Annotated in this window: 22 protein-coding genes; 21 read left to right on the top strand and 1 reads right to left on the bottom strand. The window is 32.1% G+C overall.

Annotation, left to right across the window (positions count from 1 at the left end; genetic code table 11):
* Window positions 1-76: 76 nt before the first annotated feature.
* The 10 genes from rpsU (at window position 77) to recO (ending at window position 7251) form a co-directional block, all read left to right on the top strand.
* On the top strand, window positions 77-253 hold the full coding sequence (gene rpsU / locus CD032_RS05050) for a 30S ribosomal protein S21 (protein WP_002483157.1): 177 nt from the start codon (window positions 77-79) through the stop codon (window positions 251-253).
* A 364-nt stretch (window positions 254-617) separates the two neighbouring features.
* Window positions 618-1319, top strand: coding sequence for an NfeD family protein (locus CD032_RS05045; protein WP_019469377.1), 702 nt, complete (start codon window positions 618-620; stop codon window positions 1317-1319).
* Between the two features lie 6 nt (window positions 1320-1325).
* Window positions 1326-2312, top strand: a complete 987-nt coding sequence (gene floA, locus CD032_RS05040) for a flotillin-like protein FloA (protein ID WP_026034799.1) — start codon at window positions 1326-1328, stop codon at window positions 2310-2312.
* A gap of 17 nt (window positions 2313-2329) precedes the next feature.
* Window positions 2330-2986, top strand: a complete 657-nt coding sequence (locus CD032_RS05035; protein WP_019469375.1) for a hypothetical protein — start codon at window positions 2330-2332, stop codon at window positions 2984-2986.
* Window positions 2987-3321: 335 nt separating this feature from the next.
* The gene (locus CD032_RS05030; RefSeq protein ID WP_040030030.1) at window positions 3322-4269 is read left to right on the top strand and encodes a PhoH family protein; all 948 of its coding nucleotides are present in this window, start codon (window positions 3322-3324) and stop codon (window positions 4267-4269) included.
* A complete protein-coding gene (ybeY, locus tag CD032_RS05025) occupies window positions 4270-4731 on the top strand; it encodes an rRNA maturation RNase YbeY (protein ID WP_019469373.1) in 462 nt (153 codons plus the stop codon). It abuts the gene before it with no gap.
* Window positions 4732-4739: 8 nt separating this feature from the next.
* A complete protein-coding gene (locus CD032_RS05020; protein ID WP_040030031.1) occupies window positions 4740-5078 on the top strand; it encodes a diacylglycerol kinase family protein in 339 nt (112 codons plus the stop codon).
* Between the two features lie 89 nt (window positions 5079-5167).
* Window positions 5168-5572, top strand: coding sequence for a cytidine deaminase (gene cdd, locus CD032_RS05015; RefSeq protein ID WP_019469371.1), 405 nt, complete (start codon window positions 5168-5170; stop codon window positions 5570-5572).
* Window positions 5572-6471: a GTPase Era gene (era, locus tag CD032_RS05010; protein ID WP_019469370.1), complete on the top strand. Its 900-nt coding sequence runs from the start codon at window positions 5572-5574 to the stop codon at window positions 6469-6471. The genes cdd and era overlap by 1 nt, the downstream gene beginning before the upstream one ends.
* A 21-nt stretch (window positions 6472-6492) precedes the next feature.
* Window positions 6493-7251: a DNA repair protein RecO gene (gene recO / locus CD032_RS05005; protein ID WP_019469369.1), complete on the top strand. Its 759-nt coding sequence runs from the start codon at window positions 6493-6495 to the stop codon at window positions 7249-7251.
* Window positions 7252-7389: 138 nt separating this feature from the next.
* Here recO and CD032_RS05000 read toward each other — a convergent pair whose 3' ends face one another.
* Window positions 7390-8781: a glycine--tRNA ligase gene (locus tag CD032_RS05000; protein ID WP_040030033.1), complete on the bottom strand. Its 1392-nt coding sequence runs from the start codon at window positions 8779-8781 to the stop codon at window positions 7390-7392.
* Window positions 8782-9126: 345 nt separating this feature from the next.
* On the opposite strand from CD032_RS05000, the gene ccpN reads away from it, so the two are divergent.
* The 11 genes from ccpN (at window position 9127) to CD032_RS04945 (ending at window position 20210) form a co-directional block, all read left to right on the top strand.
* Window positions 9127-9750: a transcriptional regulator CcpN gene (gene ccpN, locus CD032_RS04995; RefSeq protein ID WP_071560292.1), complete on the top strand. Its 624-nt coding sequence runs from the start codon at window positions 9127-9129 to the stop codon at window positions 9748-9750.
* Between the two features lie 14 nt (window positions 9751-9764).
* Window positions 9765-10586: a pyruvate, water dikinase regulatory protein gene (locus tag CD032_RS04990; protein ID WP_103211236.1), complete on the top strand. Its 822-nt coding sequence runs from the start codon at window positions 9765-9767 to the stop codon at window positions 10584-10586.
* Between the two features lie 46 nt (window positions 10587-10632).
* The gene (gene dnaG, locus CD032_RS04985; protein WP_019469365.1) at window positions 10633-12417 is read left to right on the top strand and encodes a DNA primase; all 1785 of its coding nucleotides are present in this window, start codon (window positions 10633-10635) and stop codon (window positions 12415-12417) included.
* Window positions 12418-12555: 138 nt separating this feature from the next.
* Window positions 12556-13662: an RNA polymerase sigma factor RpoD gene (rpoD, locus tag CD032_RS04980; protein WP_019469364.1), complete on the top strand. Its 1107-nt coding sequence runs from the start codon at window positions 12556-12558 to the stop codon at window positions 13660-13662.
* A 66-nt stretch (window positions 13663-13728) separates the two neighbouring features.
* A complete protein-coding gene (locus tag CD032_RS04975; protein WP_019469363.1) occupies window positions 13729-14409 on the top strand; it encodes a tRNA (adenine(22)-N(1))-methyltransferase in 681 nt (226 codons plus the stop codon).
* Window positions 14410-15513: a Nif3-like dinuclear metal center hexameric protein gene (locus CD032_RS04970; protein ID WP_019469362.1), complete on the top strand. Its 1104-nt coding sequence runs from the start codon at window positions 14410-14412 to the stop codon at window positions 15511-15513.
* 263 nt (window positions 15514-15776) lie between these two features.
* A complete protein-coding gene (locus tag CD032_RS04965; protein WP_019469361.1) occupies window positions 15777-17111 on the top strand; it encodes a DEAD/DEAH box helicase in 1335 nt (444 codons plus the stop codon).
* A gap of 16 nt (window positions 17112-17127) precedes the next feature.
* Window positions 17128-18018, top strand: a complete 891-nt coding sequence (locus tag CD032_RS04960; protein WP_019469360.1) for a deoxyribonuclease IV — start codon at window positions 17128-17130, stop codon at window positions 18016-18018.
* Between the two features lie 158 nt (window positions 18019-18176).
* A complete protein-coding gene (locus CD032_RS04955; RefSeq protein WP_019469359.1) occupies window positions 18177-18950 on the top strand; it encodes a metal ABC transporter ATP-binding protein in 774 nt (257 codons plus the stop codon).
* A complete protein-coding gene (locus CD032_RS04950; RefSeq protein ID WP_103211235.1) occupies window positions 18947-19819 on the top strand; it encodes a metal ABC transporter permease in 873 nt (290 codons plus the stop codon). The genes CD032_RS04955 and CD032_RS04950 overlap by 4 nt, the downstream gene beginning before the upstream one ends.
* Window positions 19797-20210, top strand: coding sequence for a Fur family transcriptional regulator (locus tag CD032_RS04945; protein WP_019469357.1), 414 nt, complete (start codon window positions 19797-19799; stop codon window positions 20208-20210). The genes CD032_RS04950 and CD032_RS04945 overlap by 23 nt, the downstream gene beginning before the upstream one ends.
* Window positions 20211-20258: the final 48 nt, after the last annotated feature.

Genomic DNA, 20258 nt, shown 5'->3' with positions numbered 1-20258 from the left:
TATACTAATTAATACATGGTAATTACCGTGTAATGATTATAAAGTTTCGTTGATATTTGGAGGGAGGGAAATACACATGTCTAAAACAGTAGTCAAAAAGAACGAATCACTTGAAGATGCGTTACGTCGTTTCAAACGTACAGTTTCTAAAAGCGGTACAATTCAAGAAGTACGTAAACGTGAATTTTACGAAAAACCTAGCGTTAAACGTAAAAAGAAATCAGAAGCTGCACGTAAACGTAAATTCAAATAATTAATTGTTTCGTTGACTCCCTCAACACCAACATTAATTATAAACCATAATAGCCTTAGTTGTTTATACAGCTAAGGCTATTTTTATATATTAACTTAAATAAATGACCTATTTTATATATTCCTATTTATGATTTTCATAAGCATTAGAAAATTTAGTACTTAGTTTAAAAACCACCATAATCACGTTAATCAAGTGTTAATATTGTACAACTCGTGCAGCAGGTTGAAATTGATTGTTTTTCTGGGAATATCATTTAATAACAAATGAATAATATTATGATTTTTATTGTGTAAACGGTATAATCATATATTTATTTCATGTATAATTAAATTGAGAGTGAGGTGATAAAGTGATTCCTTCGATGAGCAGTATACATACTATCTTTTCAACCAAACTTGTTGAAAACGGAAACTGGATAGACAATGTCTCTAACTTTATTGTTAGTCCAATAGGTGCTTTGATATTAACTTGTATTATCTTCTTAGGTTTTTTGTACCAGTTATATTCAAATAAAATTAATATTGTCGGAATTATATCAACATTAGCATTATTCATTTTCTTTTTAGGATTTTTTGTAAAAGGGGATGTCAACTTTTATTCTGTTGTTTTATTCGCTATTGGTGTGATATTCGTTATCATTGAATTGTTTGTAGTGGGTGCAATTATTGGCATTATAGGTATGGCATTAATCGTTTTTAGTATTGTTACTTTAGGTGATAATCTAGTGTACATGATTGCTAATGTTGTCGTAGCCTTAATATTATCAATCATAGAGTGGGTGATACTTGTGAAATTTTTCAAACGTAAAATACCGTTTTTAGATAAAGTTGTATTGAAGGATTCTACAAATGCAGAAGCAGGTTATACATCACATAAAGATCGCTCTCATTTAGTTGGAGAAGTTGCAACTACATCTACAGATTTGAGACCAGCAGGAATTATTATTTATAACAATGAACGTATCGATGCAGTTTCAGATGGTTCGTTTATATTACGGAATAAACAAGTTACTATTCTGGAAGTTGAAGGTACTCGAGTTGTTGTGAGAGAAATAGAAACATAAAGGAGAATGAGTATGATTGGAATTTTAATTATAGCAGTTATAGTCGTAATTGCATTATTGTTATTATTTTCATTTGTACCTGTTGGATTGTGGATTTCAGCAATCGCAGCGGGTGTAAAAGTAGGCATTGGTACCCTAGTAGGTATGAGATTACGTAGAGTTTCTCCACGTAAAGTAATATCACCTTTAATTAAAGCTCATAAAGCAGGATTAAACTTAACAACGAACCAACTTGAATCACATTATTTAGCAGGTGGTAATGTTGACCGTGTTGTTGATGCAAATATCGCTGCACAAAGAGCTGATATTAATTTACCTTTTGAACGTGGCGCAGCTATAGACTTAGCAGGTCGTGACGTGTTAGAAGCAGTTCAAATGTCTGTAAATCCAAAAGTAATTGAGACACCATTTATCGCTGGTGTTGCAATGAATGGTATCGAAGTTAAAGCAAAAGCAAGAATCACAGTACGCGCGAATATTGCAAGATTAGTCGGTGGTGCTGGAGAAGAAACGATTATTGCACGTGTTGGTGAAGGTATTGTTTCTACAATTGGTTCTAGTGAACATCATACACAAGTGCTTGAAAATCCTGATAATATTTCTAAAACAGTTTTAAGTAAAGGTTTAGATTCAGGTACAGCTTTTGAAATTTTATCAATCGATATTGCAGATGTAGACATTAGCAAGAACATTGGTGCAGATTTACAAACTGAACAAGCGCTTGCTGATAAAAATATCGCACAAGCAAAAGCCGAAGAACGCCGTGCAATGGCAGTAGCACAAGAACAAGAAATGAAAGCAAAAGTACAAGAAATGCGTTCTAAAGTTGTTGAAGCGGAAGCAGAAGTTCCACTAGCTATGGCTGAAGCATTACGTTCAGGAAATCTTGGAGTGAAAGATTATTATAATCTAAAAAATGTTGAAGCAGATACTGGTATGAGAAATTCTATTAACCAACGTACAAAAAAAGAAGATGATGAATCACCGGAATAATAAATAGGGGTGATTAAATGAATATAGGTATTATTATCTTTGTAGTATCTGTCATTTTTACGATAATTGGTGCTATTAACGATGATAGTCATAAAAAGCGAAAAAAACAACAACCGCCAACTAATAAACAGCCAAGTCAGTCTGAAGCGCCACCAAAAAAACGCGGTTTCCTTGAAGAAGTAGGAAAAACATTTTCTGAGTTGGAAAAACAATTTAATGATGGTCCTTTTACTCAGGAAGAACATACACCAAAGCAGAATAAACCTGTTGAAACACGAGCTGAAAAGATGGAAGGTGAAATGCCTCAACAAGAAACATCAACGGTTCCTAAACATAATGAAACCGAAGCTGAAAAAGTAAAACGTGAGCAAAAACAACAAGATGATACACTTCAAAAAGAGCTTGAAGCTGATCTAATGGGCAAAATGGAAGACGTACGTAATGAAATCGATCGTGAAACTGAGAAAAAAATACAAAGAACCGAGAAAAAAGCACGAGATATCATTTCTGATAAATATTTATCAGAGAGAACTAAGCGTTATCGTTTAAAACAGTTAATGAATGCACATTCTGTTCAAAGCTCTGGCACAAATGCTCAATATAGATTCGCTGATGATGAAGTTGTTAATGGTATTATTTGGTCTGAAGTTTTAGAAAGACCAAAAAAATTATAAATTTATTTAAACTCAACTTATAAAGTTAGAATTTTGACTTTATAAGTTGAGTTATTTTTAATTTCAAAATATATAATGATCGTTAATTTTTATACTATACTTTCTTTATGCTCTGGTTTACATAAAAATAACAATTTATGTTAATTTTTAATTCACTTTGAAATAATATGAGAATATTTCATGATATAATAACATTGAAGTTGCAGTATGATTTATTCAAATTATTAATTTTATAATAATGCTTATTTCATATCATGCATCATGATTATTTTTGTAACTTAAAATCTAATAGGATAAAATAATAGAAACGAATATATTTGTAAAGGAGCAACTATATGCCTGGAATTATTCAAATAGATGACATCAATGAAGCACAAGCACTCATTGGTAATAATGATGAAAATCTTAAATCAATTGAAGAAGGATTTGATGTCATAATACATGCTCGAGGACAAGAAATAGCCGTAAAAGGTGAAATAGTTGAGCATGTAGAACAAGCTGAATCAGTACTGATTAATTTATTAAAAGTAATACAACAAGGCGTAACTATATCACTCAAGGATGTAGAAGCCGCTGTTAAAATGGCAAAAAATGGTACGATTCATTACTTATTAGATTTATATGATGACGAAATTACTAAAGACGCGTTTGGTAAAACAATACGGGCTAAAACTATGGGACAAAGACTTTATGTCAATGCTATGTATCATAATGACTTGGTATTTGGCGTTGGACCAGCAGGTACAGGGAAAACATTTTTAGCCGTTGTTTATGCCGCTAAGCAACTGCGAAAAGGTAATGTCAAACGTATCGTGTTGACAAGACCTGCAGTAGAAGCTGGTGAATCATTAGGATTTTTACCTGGTGATTTGAAGGAAAAAGTAGATCCTTATTTGCGCCCATTATATGATGGTTTAAATACTGTTTTAGGAAGAGAACAAACGGCTAGATTTATCGAGCGTGGCGTTATAGAAATAGCCCCATTAGCATATATGAGAGGGAGAACGCTTGATGATGCATTTGTTATTTTAGATGAAGCGCAAAACACTACCCATGCTCAGATGAAAATGTTCTTAACAAGGTTAGGTTTTGGTTCGAAAATGGTTGTAACTGGTGATAAGACACAAATTGACTTACCTAAAGGTGTTAAAAGTGGCCTTAAAGAAGCAATAGCAAAGTTACACAATGTTAAAGGTCTAAGTATCCATCATTTAGACCAAAACGATGTTGTGCGTCATCCGCTTGTAAGTAAAATAATTGATCGTTATGAGGGAGAAGAGTAAATGTTTACAATAGATTTTAATGATCATACTGAATTAGTTGATAACAATTGGTTTAAGCAAATAGACGATCTTCTTACTTTTGCAAAAGAAAAAGAAGGAATAGAAAACGATGCTGAATTATCTGTGACATTTGTAGACAAAGCAGAAATTCAACAAATAAATAAAATGTATCGAGATAAAGACAAGGTAACAGATGTAATATCTTTTGCTTTAGAAGAAGATGAACCCGAAATTAGTGGTTTAGACATACCTAGAGTACTCGGAGATATTATCATATGCACTGAAGTTGCTCAATCACAGGCAGATGAATATGGACATTCGTTTGAAAGAGAACTTGGCTTCCTCGCCCTTCATGGTTTTTTACATTTATTAGGTTATGATCACATGGATGAAGTGGATGAAAAAGAAATGTTTGGTCGTCAAGATGAAATTTTAAATGCCTATGGCTTGCCAAGAGATTAGAGGTAGTTATGAAACGTTTTAAATATGCTTTTCAAGGTTTACTGGTCCTCTTTAGTAAAGACAAAAAGTTTTTAATCCATATTATTTTTGCAGTTATTACTATTTTCCTTAGTATTTATTTAAAAATAAATACAGTTGAATGGATTTTAATCCTCATTGCTATAGGATTCGTGTTAACATTTGAAGCCATAAATACAGCCCTTGAATATGTAGTGGATTTGATTACAGATGAATATCATGACTATGCAAAGAAAGCTAAAGATACAGCAGCTGCTAGTGTTATGCTTGCTTCAGTAATTGCGTTGGCAATTGGACTTATCGTTTTTTTACCATATTTTATAAAATAAACAATACGATTTTTAATCTATCTATATACTATGCAGTAGTTAGTTTGAAATAACAATACAAAAATAAAATTGAATAGGAGTGTTAAATTATGGCATACCAACCTGATTATTTTAAGGAAGTAAGAAAAGCACAAAGTAATGCTTATGCACCATACAGTAAATTTAAAGTAGGTGCATATTTAATTACAAAAGATGGTAAAACATATCACGGTGCAAATGTAGAAAATGCAGCTTACCCATTAGGTATTTGTGCAGAAAGATCAAGCCTTGTTGCAGCTATTGCTGATGGATATCGACCTGGCGATTTCGAATCAATTACTGTAACCGTTGATGCAGAATCACCTTCTTCGCCTTGTGGTTCTTGTAGACAAGTGTTAAAAGAACTTTGTGATGATGAAATGCCTGTATATATGACCAATCATAAGGGTGACATGATTCAATCTACAGTTAGTGATTTATTACCTCTAGGATTTTCTGGAAAGGATTTAAACTAATGACAGCACATAAATCAGGATTTGTAACAATTATTGGTAGACCTAACGTAGGTAAATCTACCTTTGTTAATCGCGTCATCGGACATAAAATTGCTATTATGTCTGATAAAGCACAAACGACAAGAAATAAAATTCAAGGTGTAATGACTCAAGAAGATGCACAAATTATATTTTTAGATACGCCAGGTATACACAAACCTAAACATAAATTAGGCGATTATATGATGCGCGTTGCGACTAACACGTTATCAGAAATTGATGCCATTATGTTTATGGTCAATGTTAATGAAGATATTGGTCGCGGTGATGAATACATTATGGAAATGTTGAAATCAGTTAAAACTCCAGTATTTTTAGTTTTAAATAAAATTGACTTAGTACATCCAGATAAACTTATGCCAAGAATAGAAAAATATAAAAAATATATGAATTTCACTGAAATTGTTCCTATATCTGCATTAGAAGGATTAAATGTTGAGCACTTTATCAATGTTATTAAATCTTATTTACCAGAAGGACCTAAATATTATCCGGATGACCAAATTTCTGATCATCCAGAACAGTTTGTAGTGAGTGAACTTATCCGCGAGAAAATATTACATCTTACAAATGAGGAAATTCCACATGCGATTGGAGTCAATGTCGATCGAATGATTAAAGAAGATGAAGATCGAGTGAGAATTGAAGCTACTATTTTTGTGGAACGTGATTCACAAAAAGGGATAGTTATAGGTAAAGGTGGCAAAAAACTCAAAGAAGTTGGGAAAAGGGCACGCCAAGACATTGAAGGATTATTAGGATCTAAAGTGTATTTAGAACTATGGGTAAAAGTTCAAAAAGATTGGCGAAACAAAGTTAACTTCATTCGTCAAATGGGATATTTAGAAGATCAAGATTAATTTGAGAGTCGGTGAGCTAAAATGTTAATCAAACAAAAAGGAATTATTATTAAAACAGTTGATTATGGCGAATCCGATAAAATCATCACAATTTTAAATGAATACGGTGCAAAAATTCCGCTTATGGTTCGCCGCGCCAAAAAGAGTAAGAGTGGCTTGCAAGCTAATACGCAACTATTTGTGTATGGCTTGTTTATTTATTCCAAATGGAAAGGCATGGGAACTTTAAGTTCAATAGATGTCATCGATCAAAATTACCATTTGCGATTAGATATTTATGAGAGTAGTTACGCTAGCTTATGTACTGAAGCGATAGATCGATCCATTGATAATGATGAACTGTCACAATTTAGTTACGAATTATTACACTTTGTATTAGCTAAAATTAAAAGTGGCGTATCCGCCCAACTGATGTCAGTCATCGTATTGATTAAATCAATGGCTAAGTTTGGTTTCAGCGCAATATTTAATCATTGCGTTGTCACTGGTGATGACGACCAATCTAAGCTCATTGGCTATAGTTTTAAATTTGATGGTGCAATTTCAACCCATGCATATCAACAAGATCCCAATGCGTTACTACTGTCCAATAGAACACTTTATTTATTAGATGTGTTACAAAACTTACCGATAAGTAAAATGAGCGCTTTAAGTATTCATCAAGATATCGTTGATGAGATGTCGCAATTGATGATAATGTTGTATAGTGAATATGCTGGCATGTATTTCAAAAGCCAAAAACTTATTAATCAATTACAAAGATTAGATAATTCAAATTAATTCTATAAATAGGGTCAATTTCAATGAATCATTAAATTTTATAAACAATAATAAAAACGTCAATTTCTATACAATTTATAGAAATCGACGTTTTTCATTTAGTTCGACCACTTTTAAAGGTCGATAGATATATTGAAATTAAAATTTAACTTTTTCTGTTAAGAAACTTTCTAATTCAGCAATCGGCATACGTACTTGTTCCATCGTGTCTCTATCACGTACCGTTACTTGCTGGTCTTCTAGTGAATCAAAATCAAATGTTATACAGTATGGTGTGCCGATTTCGTCTTGACGACGGTAACGTTTACCAATTGATTGTGATTCATCAAAATCAATTGCAAAATTTGCGCTTAATTGTTCAAATATTTTAATTGCATCACCAGATAATTTTTTACTTAATGGTAAAACAGCAGCTTTATATGGTGCTAATGCAGGATGGAAGTGTAATACAGTTCTTGAATCTTTACTGCCTTCAACACCTTCTTCTGCATATGCATCACACAAGAATGCTAAAGTAACTCGATCTGCACCAAGTGAAGGTTCGATACAATATGGTAGGTATTTTTCACCAGTTTCTTGGTCATGATATTGGAAATCTTCACCAGAATGTTCACTATGTTGTTTTAAATCATAATCTGTTCTACTTGCAATACCCCATAATTCTCCCCAACCAAATGGGAAACGATATTCTATATCAGTTGTTGCATTTGAGTAGTGTGATAACTCATCTGCATCATGGTCACGTAAACGCGTAGCAGACTCACTTAAATTTAAATCTTTTAACCATTGGCTGGCAAAAGTTTTCCAATAATTTTGCCACTCTATTTCTTCACCAGGCTTACAGAAGAATTCTAATTCCATTTGCTCAAATTCACGTGTTCTAAAGATGAAGTTACCAGGTGTAATTTCATTACGGAATGATTTACCGATTTGGCCAATTCCGAATGGTAATTTTTTACGCATTGTACGCTGAACATTTTTGTAATTGACGAAAATACCTTGTGCAGTTTCAGGACGTAAGAAAATTTCATTTGTTGAATCTTCTGTAACACCTTGGAATGTTTTGAACATCAAATTAAATTGACGAATATCTGTCCAATTAGCAGTGCCACTTACTGGACAAACAATACCTTCTTCATCAATAATACGTTTCATTTCGTCGAAGCTAAGACCATCAGCAACGAAATTTTCATCGCCTTTTTCATTTGCCATATAATCTTCTATTATTTTATCTGCACGATAACGAATTTTACTGTCTTTATTGTCTATCATTGGATCATTAAAGTTACCTAAATGCCCAGACGCTTCCCATGTTTTTGGGTTCATTAAAATTGCTGCATCGATCCCAACGTTATATGGAGATTGCGTGATAAATTTTTGCCACCAGGCTTTTTTAATATTGTTTTTTAATTCTACACCTAATGGACCATAGTCCCATGTATTTGATAAACCACCATAAATGTCACTACCAGGGAATACAAAACCTCTATGTTTTGCTAATTGAACGATTGTTTCCATATCTTTTGCCAAAAAAAACACTCCTTTTAACATAAAAAACGCCCCAAGACAAAGAAAAAGCCAAAAAAAACTTAATCATTGTCTTGGGACGAGTTAATTAATTTTAATCACATATAATTTATGTGTTTTTAATAAATTTTTAATAACCCGCGGTTCCACCCAATTTAGTGTGTACACTCGCTTTTGAAACTTCATTTGAAATTGTAGCCAATTGTTTTGTTAAGCTTTCACCACCCTTAACTCGCTTTAAATACAATTTTAATGTATTGGTTGATTATTAGCAAGTAAATATATGTATTTGTAGCAATTTATAATTCAATGTATAATTAAATGTAATGAGTAAAGGGGTGAAGTCTTATAGAACTGAGTAAAAGACAACAACAAATTGTTGATATTGTCAAAAATAATGGACCTATTACTGGTGAACATATAGCCGAACATCTTAGTCTTACTAGAGCGACCTTGAGGCCAGATTTAGCAATACTTACGATGTCTGGTATTTTAGAAGCTCGTCCACGTGTTGGCTACTACTATTCCGGAAAGCCAAAAAATAAATTAATTGCTGATCAATTAAAACAATATATTGTTAAAGATTACGCATCACACCCTGTAGTAGTAAAAAATGAAATGTCTGTTTATGATGCGATTTGCACAATATTTCTAGAGGATGTTAGTACGTTGTTTGTTATAAATAATGAAGGAGATTTTATAGGCGTTTGTTCCCGAAAGGATTTATTACGTGCGTCAATGATAGGTAAGGATATACATACGATGCCTGTTAATATTATAATGACGCGTATGCCTAATTTAAGCTTTGTACTTGAAGACGAGCGTGTAATATTTGCTGCAAATCTAATGATTGAAAAAGAAATAGATTCTTTACCAATTGTGATTAAAAAAGAAAATGGAAAATATGAAGTTAAGGGCCGTATATCTAAAACAACAATTACAAAAATATTTGTCTCTTTACTAAATGAATAGGTGGTATGTATTAAATGGAAAATATTAAAATTATTGTTGCTTCTGACTCAGTAGGTGAAACTGCTGAACTTGTAGCAAGAGCTTGCATTTCACAATTTAACCCAAATCAATGTGAAAGTGAAATTAGTAGGTATCCGTATATTGAAGCTTTAGAAAATGTAGATGAAGTAATCTCAGTTGCAAAAGACACTGAAGCGATAGTTGTTTATACATTAGTGAAGCCAGAAATAAGAAAGTATATGGAAGCAAAAATAAAAGAATTTCAAATTAAGTCTGTAGACATTATGGGTCCACTGATGAATATATTATTAGATAAAATTGATGAACAACCTTATTTTGAACCAGGACTTGTGCATCAATTAGATGAAGCATATTTTAAAAAGATTGATGCTATAGAATTTGCAGTAAAATATGATGATGGTAAAGATCCAAAAGGTTTAGATAAAGCTGACATCGTTCTATTAGGCATATCTAGAACTTCAAAAACACCTCTGTCACAATATCTTGCACATAAAAGTTATAAAGTGATGAATATACCAATTGTGCCAGAGGTAACACCTCCAGATAATTTATTTAACGTTGACACATCAAAATGTATTGCATTAAAGATAAGTGAAGACAAATTAAATCGCATCAGAAAAGAAAGATTAAAACAATTAGGCTTAGGAGATAATGCAAGATATGCTACAGAGCAACGTATTGTAGAAGAACTAAATTACTTCAATGAATTAGTTGAAAAGATCGGCTGCCCTGTGATAGACGTTACTGATAAGGCGATTGAAGAAACTGCAAATGATATTATTAGTATCATTGAGCAAAATAGTTTCCTAAAATAAGAAATTCTATTATAATATTATAACTACTGTCTAATAGGTGATAATTTTGCGAATTGAACAAGCAACAATTAATGAAATTAAAGAGAAAACGGATATTCTCGATTTAGTAAGTGAATATGTTAAATTAGAAAAAAGAGGACGCAATTACATTGGGTTGTGTCCTTTTCATGATGAAAAAACACCATCGTTTACTGTTTCTGAAGACAAACAAATTTGCCATTGCTTTGGTTGTAAAAAAGGAGGGAACGTCTTTCAATTTACTCAAGAAATTAAAGACGTTTCTTTTACTGAAGCAGTAAAATTATTAGGTGAACGTGTAAATATTGAAGTTGAAACGTCTCAAACAGCGTCAGAGCAACATCCTAATCATCAAATTGCCTCTGAAGATTTGCAAATGATTGAAATGCATGAATTAATGCAAGATTATTATCATTACGCCTTAAAAAAAACTGTTGAAGGTGAAGCGGCGTTAAATTATTTAAAAGAGCGTGGTTTTACTGATGAACTGATAGATAGTCGGAAAATAGGCTATGCGCCAAAAAATGCAAATTTTTGTCATGACTTTTTACAGAAGAAAGGTTATGATATTCAACTCGCATATGAAGCGGGTTTATTGTCTAGAAACGAAGAAAATTTTAGCTACTATGATCGTTTCAGAGATAGAATTATGTTCCCATTAACAAATGCACAAGGACGAACTGTTGGTTATTCTGGGAGAACATATACAAATCAAGAGCCAAAATATCTTAACAGTCCTGAAACACCGATATTTCAAAAAAGAAGATTATTATACAACGTAGATCAAGCCAGAAAAGCGATACGTAAAAATGATGAAATTATACTACTCGAAGGTTTTATGGATGTGATAAAAGCCGATTATGCAGGATTACATCAAGTTGTAGCAAGTATGGGAACACAAATTTCACAAGAACATATCGCATTTATGAAAAAACTCACTTCAAATGTGACGCTGATGTTTGACGGGGATTTTGCTGGTAGTGAGGCCACTTTAAAATCTGGTCAAATATTGTTACAACAAGGATTTAATGTATTTGTAGTACAACTTCCGAAGAACATGGATCCAGATGAGTATATTGGAAAACACGGTGCAGATGCATTTAATTATTTTGTTGAACATGAAAAAAAAGCATTCATTCTTTATAAAGTGCATATGCATCAAGAAGAAATTGAAAATAATGATTTAGCATATGAAAGGTATTTAAAAGAAATAACGAATGATATTTCATTAATGAAGTCCTCAATTTTACGTAAAAAAATATTGCAAGACGTGTCAGAATTGTTTAAAGTAAGCATGGACAGTTTAAATATTGAAGTAGGACAACGTGAAGATTATTATCAACCACAGTCATATCAATTTCCTAGTGTGCCACAATTCACTAATTTAAATAAACAAGAAAAGGCAGAGCGTGCTTTATTAAAACATTTTATGAATGATAAGGATATTTTCTTGAATTATCATAAATTACTTCAAACAGAAGACTTTACAAATCAGTATTTTAAGCGTATATTTAATGCTTTACATGAGTTTTATTCTGAGAATGATACGTTTAATATTAGTGATGTTTTACAATATATCGATTCAAATGAAATTAAAGAAGCATTTATATCATTGGATAACTATATGATAAATGAAGAACCCTATGAACATGAAATCGATGATTATTTAAACACACTTTTAACAAATAGAAATGAAGAAACGATTGAATCGCTTAATCATAAGTTACGGGAGGCTTCTAGATTAGGTGATTTAGAGTTGCAGAAATATTACCTAGAAAAAATTGTAGACTTCAATAAAAATAGAATGAATTAAATTTAAAATGAATATATCTGTATATTATTGGGTTTAACAACTTGCATAAATCGTATGAATTATGGGTAGATAATATTAAGATTATCTATCAAATGATATCACGGTTTCAAGTTGATATTATATTCGGGAGGCCTTTTCATGTCTGGAAATAAAGTTACACTTAAAAAGCAAACAATTGACCCATCTCTAACTTTAGAAGATGTAAAAAAACACTTAATTGAAAAAGGTAAAAAAGAAGGGCATCTGAGCCACGAAGAAATTGCAGAGAAATTGCAAAACTTCGAGATGGATTCTGATCAAATGGATGAACTATTTGATCAATTAACAGATAACGATATCAGTTTGGTAAATGAAAAAGATAGTTCTGACAAAGATGCTGAATTAAATCCTAATGATTTAAGTGCTCCTCCAGGTGTTAAAATTAATGACCCTGTACGTATGTATCTTAAAGAAATCGGACGTGTCGATTTATTAAATGCGCAAGAAGAAATAGAATTAGCTAAAAGAATTGAACAAGGCGATGAAGTCGCTAAATCAAGATTAGCTGAAGCAAACTTGCGTTTAGTAGTCAGTATAGCCAAAAGATATGTTGGCCGTGGCATGCTTTTCTTAGATTTAATTCAAGAAGGTAATATGGGCTTAATTAAAGCAGTTGAAAAGTTCGATTTCAATAAAGGATTTAAATTTTCAACATATGCAACTTGGTGGATACGTCAAGCAATTACACGTGCAATTGCAGACCAAGCTCGTACAATACGTATTCCAGTGCATATGGTAGAAACAATCAATAAATTAATCCGTGTACAAAGACAACTATTACAAGATTTAGGTCGTGATCCAGCCCCAGAAGAAATTGGTGAGGAAATGGATTTACCACCTGAAAAAGTAAGAGAAATATTAAAAATAGCTCAGGAGCCAGTTTCATTAGAAACACCAATTGGTGAAGAAGACGATAGCCACTTAGGTGACTTTATTGAAGACCAAGAAGCTCAAAGTCCATCTGATCATGCGGCTTATGAATTATTAAAAGAACAACTGGAAGATGTCTTAGATACATTAACTGACAGAGAAGAAAATGTACTACGCTTGCGTTTTGGACTTGACGACGGAAGAACACGCACGCTAGAAGAAGTTGGTAAAGTCTTCGGTGTTACGAGAGAGCGTATTCGTCAAATTGAAGCTAAAGCATTGAGAAAATTAAGACATCCTAGTAGAAGTAAACGTCTTAAAGACTTTATGGATTAATTTTTCAGCTCTTTTGTACCTTGTCGTACAAAAGAGCTTTTTACATTTACATAGAGGAGCGCTTTTATGGTTACATTAAATCAAAGATTAAAAAAAGTGAGTACATTTATATTAGGAGATTGCTTTGCAGATATTGGCTCAGATCATGCATATCTTCCGATTTATGCGATTGAAAATAATTTAGTCAAAAATGCAATTGCTGGAGAAGTAATCAAAGGTCCATTCGAAGCTTCGAAAAAGAATGTTGTAGAACATGATTTGGTAAATCATGTTGATGTTAGACTAGGGGATGGATTATCGATAATACAGTCGAATGATCAAATTAATACCATTACAATTTGTGGTATGGGTGGGCCATTAATTGCTAAAATCCTTGAGGAAGGTAAAGAAAAATTAACCGCACATCCAAGGCTTATTTTACAAAGTAACATACAATCTAGCGCGATTAGAAATTTGTTAGAATCCATGCATTATAATATTATTGAAGAAGTAATTTTAGAAGAAAAAGGTCATATCTATGAAATAATCGTAGCAGATTTTTGCGAAGAACAGCCACAAACACTTACTAGATCGGAAATAAAGTTTGGACCGATTTTATTAAAAAAGAAACATGAATTATTTTTCAAAAAATGGGAAAGAGAACGACAAGCATTGCAAAAAATCAAAAGTCATTTGAACTCTGAAAAACATAGTGAGCGATTAAATGAAATTAACAACGAAATCAATTTAATTAATGAGGTGTTGTAAATGAAAGTTAAAACGTTACTTCAAATAATAAATCAACATGTACCATTTAAAACTGCAGAATCATGGGATAATGTTGGCTTGTTAATCGGTGATGAATCTGCTGAAATTTCGGGTGTTTTAACCGCTTTAGATTGTACCAATGAGGTCGTTGATGAAGCAATAAATCATGATTTTAACACTATTATTTGTCATCATCCACTCATATTTAAAGGTGTTAAAAATATTATTCATCAAGATGGTTATGGCGCTATTTTACGAAAGTTAATTAAAAATGATATGAATTTAATTGCTTTGCATACAAATCTAGATGTTTACCCAAAAGGTGTTAATGCGATGTTAGCAGAAAAACTTCAATTGAAAAATCAACAAATCTTAAACCCAGAAATTTTAAAATACTATAAAGTGCAAGTGTTTATTCCAGAAGCAAATCTTAAATCATTTAAAGATGCTTTGAGTGATGCAGGTTTAGCTGAAGAAGGAAATTATAAATATTGTTTCTTTGAGAGCCCAGGGAATGGGCAATTCAAACCCACTGTTAATGCTCAACCACATATTGGTACCTTAGATAAAATTGAAGAAGTTAACGAATTTAAATTAGAATTTATGATTGATGAAAACCAAAAGTATTTAGCAGAACAATTAATTAAAACAAACCATCCATATGAAACACCAGTTTTTGATTTTATAGAAATGGAAAAAGAAGCGAATTATGGTTTAGGTATGATTGGAGATTTAGAATCTGAGATGGATGCACCTACTTTTGTGAAGCATGTCAAAACACAATTGGAAATGCCGAGTGTTAGATTTATTGGAAATTTAAAGCAAACAATTAAAAAGGTTGCGATTATAGGTGGTTCGGGTATTGGATTTGAGTATCAAGCGGATCAACAAGGCGCAGACATTTTTATAACTGGTGATATCAAACATCATGAGGCCTTAGATGCAAAAATTGCGGGTATTAACTTATTAGATATTAATCATTATAGTGAATATGTAATGAAAGATGGTTTATGTGACTTATTAATTAATTGGATTAGACGGGATGACATTACTTTTGAAATTAAGGCATCTAAACTCAATACGGATCCGTTTAATTATTTATAATTGTTATTGATATAACTAGAAGAAATAAAATTTCATTGATCCTTCCGACTAAAAATAGTTGGATTTTGGAAAAGATACTATTTAAAATTTTATTTCAGTCAACGAACTACCATTTACTTTAGGCTGAGGCATTACTTTATGTCCCAGCCTCTCTTACTTTCAAACTATATTTACCATCAACAGTTAGAGAAAAAAATAATTAGTTCAAAATCGTTTGTGAATGCTTTATAATAGAAAAGATGAAGATTTAAGGAGGCCAAATCATGGCAAATCACCCATTTGATAAGTTTAATTTAGATCCTAGTTTAATTGACGCGGTACGAAATTTGAACTTTAATCAACCTACAGAAGTACAAAATAGAGTAATTCCAAAAATATTAAAAGAAGTAAACTTAATTGGACAATCACAAACAGGCACTGGCAAATCCCATGCCTTTTTATTACCATTGATACATTTAATAAATGTCGATGTTAAAGAACCACAAGCAATCATTGTTGCGCCAACAAGAGAATTAGCACAACAGTTATTTGATGTTGCTAGCCATTTAGCTGATTATAAAGGTGGCTTAACTGTTAAACTTTTCATTGGTGGCTCTGATATTGAAAAAGATAGACAACGCGCGAAGAACCAACCACAACTTATTATAGGTACACCAACACGTATAAACGACCTAGCTAAACATGGGGATTTACATGTGCACTTAGCTTCTTATTTAGTTGTGGATGAAGCTGACTTAATGATTGATTTAGGATTAATAGAAGAGGTAGACCATATTGCTACACGCTTAGATGAACAATCTCATATAGCTGTATTTAGTGCTACAATACCTAAATCATTACATCCATTTTTAAATAAATATTTAGAAAATCCTGAATACGTTGAAATTGAAAATGTTCAAAAGAATAACAAAAACATTGAATTCTTTTTAATTCCAACAAAGGGAGAAGCAAAGATAGAAAAAACGATAAAACTCATTGATATTTTAAATCCATACCTATGTATTATATTTTGTAATAGTCGCGATAATGCAAACGAACTTGCAGACCAGTTAAATGCTGCCGGGTTAAAATTAGGTATGATTCATGGTGGTTTAACGCCTAGAGAGCGTAAACAACAAATGAAACGTATTCGTAATTTAGAATTTCAATTTGTTATCGCAAGTGATTTAGCATCACGTGGGATAGACATTGAAGGCGTAAGTCATGTCATTAACTTTGATGTACCAAATGATGTTGATTTCTTCACGCATCGTGTTGGACGTACTGGTAGAGGTCAATATAAAGGTGTTGCAATTACACTATACAGCCCTGAGGAAGAAGAAAACATCGCGTTAATTGAACAGCGAGGTTATCAATTTGAGAATGTTGATATAAAAAACGATGAATTGACACCAATAAAGGCACACAATACACGACAATCACGTAAGAATAAAGATGATCATTTAACAAACGAATTAAAAAACAAAGTGAAGAGAAACAAGAAAAAAGTAAAACCTGGCTATAAGAAAAAATTCCAACGTGATCTAGAACATTTAAAACGTCAAGAGCGTAAAAAATTCAGCAAGAAACAAAATCGTCAAGCCAGAAAAAATAAATAAAGGATTGGTGACTACTATGTTATTAGGATCTCATGTATCTATGAATGGCAAGAAAATGTTAGCAGGTTCAGCTGAAGAAGCACATAAATTCGGTGAATCTACTTTCATGATTTATACAGGTGCACCACAAAACACAAGAAGAAAGCCTATAGAAGAATTAAATATTGATCAAGGTCAAGAATTGATGCAAACTTATGGGCTTTCAAATATTGTCGTGCATGCACCTTATATTATAAATATTGCGAATACTGTCAAACCTCATGTATTTAATTTAGGTGTTGAATTTTTGCAAAGTGAAATTGAAAGAACTCAAGCAATAGGAGCTAAAGATATAGTATTGCATCCAGGTTCACATGTTGGAGAAGGTGCAGATGCTGGTATTAATAAGATCATAGAAGGACTAAATGAAGTACTTACAAATGATAATAATGTACGCATCGCACTTGAAACAATGGCCGGTAAAGGGTCAGAAATTGGAAGGAATTTTGAAGAAATCGCTCGAATTATAGATGGCGTTAAGCATAATGAACGTTTATCCGTGTGTTTCGATACTTGTCATACGCATGATGCAGGCTATAATGTAAAAGAAGATTTCGATGGTGTATTAAATGAATTCGATAAGATTATTGGTATCGATAGAATAAGGGTTGTTCATGTAAATGATAGTAAAAATGATATTGGCGCACATAAAGATAGACACGAAAATATAGGCTTTGGTTATATCGGTTTTGATGCTTTAAATTATATCGTTCATCATGATACGTTCAAAGATATTCCCAAAATACTTGAAACACCATATGTAGGTGAAGATAAAAAGAATAAAAAACCACCGTATAAATTTGAAATTGAAATGCTTAAACAACAGCAATTTGATCCTGAGTTAAAAGATAAAATCTTAATGCAATAACACTTAAAAAGACTGAATAATAACCAAATAATGTTTTGAAGGATGGAATAGTAAACTCAATTTATAATTGAGCTCTATTTCATCCTTTTTGTTAATTCGTAAACATTACTATTTACATAATTGTTAACAAGTTGTATAGTATAGAACGAGGTGAAAAGATGACTACTCCAGTGTTTGAATTAAAAAATATTGATTATTATTTTGAAAATAAAAAAGTATTAGAAAACATAAATATTAAAATTAATAAAGGTCAATTTTTGGCTATAGTAGGACCAAATGGTGCTGGCAAATCAACTTTGCTAAAAATCATATTAGGACTATTACCTTTGCAAAAAGGTGAAATATATGTAGATGGCAAAGCATATAATGGAAAGCAATCTCTATATAAAATTAGTTATGTTTCACAAAAAGCTCAAGCATTTAAAGCGGGCTTTCCTGCGAGTGTAAAAGAAGTTGTTATGAGCGGGCTTACAAAACGTAAAAAGTTATTTCAATGGTTTAATAAAAATGATGAACATAAAGTGGTAGCCGTATTAAATAGTTTGAATATAGGTCACTTAATTAATAAAAATATTGCAGAATTATCGGGTGGGCAACAACAACGTGTATTAATAGCGCGAGCTTTAATTAGCAATCCCTCAGTACTTATACTAGATGAACCGACGAACGGTATAGATGCAAAACACGTTAGTGAATTTTATGAAACATTAGAGACCTTAAAAAATGAAGGAGTAACAATCATTTTAGTTACCCATGATATAGGTGTTGTAGCAGATACTGCTACGGAAGTAGCATGTTTAAACAAGCATTTACATTTTCATGGCACGACAGAGGATTTTAAGTCGTTAGATGAAGTGGAAATATCTAAAATATACGGTCATCCTATTCAGTTTGTAGACCATCAACATAATAGGGAGTGTTGTTCATCATGATTGAGGCATTATTAAATTTTGATTTTATGAGATACTCTCTGATAAGTGGTATTTTGATTGGCTTTATTGCCCCATTAATCGGTGCATTTATTGTTGTTCGAAGGCTATCTTTAATCGCAGATGCATTAAGCCACGTTACACTTGGTGGTATTTCTTTTGGCATGTTTTTCGTGACGATTGCACCTGCACTTACATTTATTAATCCTATGTGGTTCGGCATATTATTCGCAGTCATTGGTGCATTATTAATCGAAAAGCTTAGGACGTCGTATAGTAATTACCAAGAAATCGCTATTCCAATTATAATGAGTGCAGGCATAGCATTAAGTGCTATTTTTATTTCATTAGCAGATGGTTTTAATCAAGAAATTGTTGGTTTATTATTTGGTTCTATTAGTGCTGTAACTATCAGTGATTTATCAACCATTATCGCAATCGTTATCATCGTATTAGCATTTATATTATTATATTACAAAGAGTTATTCATACTATCATTCGATGAAGAATATAGTAAAGTTATAGGTATTCCAAAATGGATACAGTTTTTATTTATCATAATAGTCGCGATGGTCATATCAGCATCTATGAGAGTAGTAGGTATATTATTAGTAAGTGCATTAATTACATTGCCGATAGCTATAGCAATGCGTATGACGAAAGGTTTCAAACAACTTATTATATTGAGTGTATTAATTGGAGAATTTTCAGTTATAGCAGGGCTTGTATTAGCATTTTATATGAATATTTCCCCTGGTGGCGTGATTGTCGTACTACTTGTTCTTTTATTAGCAATAATGATGTCATATCAAAAGTTCAAATTAAAAACTGTGAAAGGGGCTATTAATAATGAAAATAGACGAAGCAATTAATATTCTAAAAGCAGAAGGACACAAATATACAAATAAAAGAAGAGATATGATAAATGTTTTTATAGAAAAAGATAAGTATATTAACGCAAAACATATACAGCAAAAATTAGATAAGGATTATCCAGGTATCTCCTTTGACACGATATATAGAAATTTACATTTATTTAAAGACTTAGGTATCGTTGAGGGCACGGAACTCGATGGTGAAATGAAATTTAGAATTGCGTGTACTGATCACCATCATCATCATTTTATTTGTGAATCCTGTGGTGATACAAAAATAATCGATTTTTGTCCAATTGAACAGATAAAGGCGTTTTTACCTAAAGTTGCAATCCATACCCACAAATTAGAAGTTTATGGAGTATGTGAAGCTTGTCAGCATGCTTAAAATTGCCAACGCATTTCTAAATGTAAAATGGCACCAATCGACGCTTAT

The organism is Staphylococcus cohnii subsp. cohnii (genome assembly GCF_002902365.1).
Taxonomy (GTDB): Bacteria; Bacillota; Bacilli; order Staphylococcales; family Staphylococcaceae; genus Staphylococcus; species Staphylococcus cohnii.
The sequence above is the reverse complement of the archived record's forward strand: the minus strand, read 5'-3'. Positions and strand labels throughout refer to the sequence as shown.